Source organism: Eikenella sp. HMSC061C02, from assembly GCF_001809035.1.
In the GTDB taxonomy this organism is placed as follows: domain Bacteria; phylum Pseudomonadota; class Gammaproteobacteria; order Burkholderiales; family Neisseriaceae; genus Eikenella; species Eikenella corrodens.
Genome location: NZ_KV795525.1, coordinates 1 through 2,604, shown reverse-complemented (window position 1 = coordinate 2,604; position 2,604 = coordinate 1). Strand labels below are relative to the sequence as shown.

General features: G+C 49.2%; 4 protein-coding genes and 1 pseudogene. 4 read left to right on the top strand and 1 reads right to left on the bottom strand.

What is annotated here, in order from left to right; all coding sequences use genetic code 11:
* The 4 genes and pseudogenes from HMPREF2541_RS01945 to HMPREF2541_RS01930 all read left to right on the top strand — a co-directional run.
* On the top strand, nt 1-433 hold a 433-nt coding region (locus HMPREF2541_RS01945; protein ID WP_210387133.1), incomplete at its 5' end, for a terminase large subunit.
* Nucleotides 434-630: 197 nt separating this feature from the next.
* Nucleotides 631-825, top strand: coding sequence for a hypothetical protein (locus HMPREF2541_RS01940; RefSeq protein ID WP_064087489.1), 195 nt, complete (start codon nt 631-633; stop codon nt 823-825).
* The gene (locus HMPREF2541_RS01935; protein WP_141744174.1) at nt 788-1,597 is read left to right on the top strand and encodes a DUF6414 family protein; all 810 of its coding nucleotides are present in this window, start codon (nt 788-790) and stop codon (nt 1,595-1,597) included. Before HMPREF2541_RS01940 ends, HMPREF2541_RS01935 begins: the two co-directional genes overlap by 38 nt.
* Nucleotides 1,598-1,722: 125 nt before the next feature.
* Nucleotides 1,723-1,956: pseudogene (locus tag HMPREF2541_RS01930) on the top strand (tape measure protein); the annotation flags it as partial.
* Nucleotides 1,957-2,269: 313 nt separating this feature from the next.
* Here the strand turns inward: HMPREF2541_RS01930 and HMPREF2541_RS01925 are convergent.
* On the bottom strand, nt 2,270-2,604 hold a 335-nt coding region (locus HMPREF2541_RS01925), incomplete at its 5' end, for an IS1595 family transposase (RefSeq protein ID WP_141744173.1).

The following is a 2,604-nucleotide window of genomic DNA, read 5'->3' as shown; positions in this document are numbered from 1 at the left end:
GACTAGCATGACTGCTAATCTACGTCAGCCCCTTGAAAAATATGTGGTACGCGCAGACAGCGCACGGCCTGAATCCATCAGCTACTTGAAGCGCCACGGCCTACCCCGTATTACCGGGGTACAGAAGGGCAAGGGCAGCGTGGAAGATGGCATTGAGTTCATCAAGTCGTTCAAGTGGGTATTCATCCACCCAGATGCGGCGGCCACGCTGCGGGAATTTAAGCTGTACAGCTACAAAACGGACAGATTAAGCGGTGATGTGCTGCCTGTGGTGCTGGATGAGAATAACCATTGTATTGCCGAAGGCGAGCTTGTTCATACGGATTGCGGTTTAGTGCCTGTAGAACAGATAACTGCCGGGCATAATGTGCTGACCCGTGCTGGGTTTAAACCCGAAACGCCAAGTAAAGATAGGTTGAAAGATGAGCAGTAAAAATGCTGGAACGGTAGGAAAGATGCCGGCCGCCGCTGTGCTTATCCTGACCTTGGGATTGGCAGCGGCAGCTGTTATGTGGGTTGGCGGTTTGTGAGATAGGCTACCTGAAAAGCACGTGCGGTGGCTTGCCCGCCCACATATAATCGCGTAAACTCAAATCAGATTTAACCGTTAGCCACAATAAGGAACGGGTTATGTTTGAAAAAATGCTGAGGCAATCGGTGTTGCTGTATATGGATGCATCGGAGGACGGGGAGGAATCCCGCACCCTTGATCATGCTTTGGAGTTTGCACAGCGCCGCCGTGCCGAATTCGACCACCGCCGTATGGAAATCGTTAGGGAAATCAATCGTGGAACCAAACGCAGCAGCGGAAAATTACCTGTATGACTTTATCTACCTCAACCATGAAGCACTGTCTTTTTGCCAAACACAATTAGATGATGACGGATTGCTTACCGGCAGCGTGGTTACGCGAAGCAGCGGTGAACAGATGCGGCAGCAGGTGGGCGGCAGCGTAAAGGTTATCCACGGAACGCATGAGGAAACCGGAAGTCATCATTCTTCGCGCCAAAACAGTTTCGATACATCGAAAAACCTACCGCTGGACGTGATGCGCGAATTGAATGCGCGCGGGCTGATTCACGATATTACCGAAGCCAAGCCGGGGCAGATTGTGCTGCTATCCGGACGGATGCAGATGGTGGATTTGGTATTGATGAACGACTTGTTGGAGCCAGCTTTAGATATGGAGCTCTCGAACATGCCGTCGCTAACGGATGCCCATAGACGCAAGAAACGGGAAAAGGCTGAGGAGAACGGAACGCTAATCAAGATGTTCAGCGCCCTGCCCAAGCTGCTGCAAGTGCGTATCTTTGATGACACGAAATCGACGTGGTGCACGATACGTCATGTCGATATGATGCAGGATTCGTTTTCTATCGCCATGAAGCACGGTGTGACAGTACGTGGGCAATGGCATGTATTGGCGGTACTGGATGCTTTGCCAGATGATACGGAACTGGATGAAAAGGCTTTCGAGTATATGACTGATTTGGACAATGGATACTTTACTGCTTTATTGCATATACGCACCATGATGGGTAGGCGGTTTAATGAATACGGAATTTCCCCGCTAGCTATTTTTAGAAAACTAACTTAAAACGCAGGCCATCTATCATATTGGATGGCCTTTAATTTTATGTAACCCCGAAGCCGACTTCGGGGCTTTTTTTATTTGGAGAGAATAATGGCTGATGTGGCAACGCTTGGTATTGGCGTCGATTTAAGCGAGTTGCGAGCGGCTACGGCTATTCGCAGAAGCAGGTGTTGCAGTTTGTGGAAGCCACGAATAATGCGATGCGTGTCGGCGGCGTTGGGGCGCAGGAGCAGGCGGCAGCATTGTTCCAATTGTCGCAGGCTTTGGGTTCCGGCCGATTGCAGGGTGATGAGTTCCGCTCAATTTCTGAGGCTGCGCCTATCCTGCTGGATACGCTGGCCGAGCATCTGGGGAAAAGCCGGCCTGGCGGCATGCTGTCAAACCGTCAATAAAGAAAAGCTCGAACTGGTAAGTAATCCTTACTGGTTCGGGCTATTTTTTTGTTGTTATGACGGGCTGATAAAGGCGTGACCGAAGTAGGAAATCCGTTCCGCAAAAAATTTCCAGCCTTTGATTTTGCTGGATAAAAATCAGCTTTAAGCGCAACGATTGCGGAACGGAAATATAGCCGAAAGCATTATAAATCCTTGATTCGTTATGTTCTATCACACAATGTGCGGTAAGGCTGGGCGGGAAAGGCTACCTGAAAACGAAAGGGGCTGTACTAGATTAGCCCTAAATTCCACACCACTCCCGCAGGATTTTAAGCTGCTGGGACGGTGTGCCGAAGTTAAACCGAAATTCGCATTCTTTCAAGAACAGCGGGAAGGATTTGCGATCGATTCCGTTATATTTACGTAAGACGCGTTTTGCCTGATTCCAAAAATTCTCAATGCCGTTGATGTGGTTCTGGCGGTCTGCAAATTCCTTGGAATGGTTGATGCGGTGATGGCTAAAACCGCTTATGTCCAACTTGTCGTAGCTGCTCAGACTATCCGTGTAAACAATACTATCCGGCATAATTTTTTGTTTGATCACAGGCATCAAAGTATCGGACTTGGCATTATCCA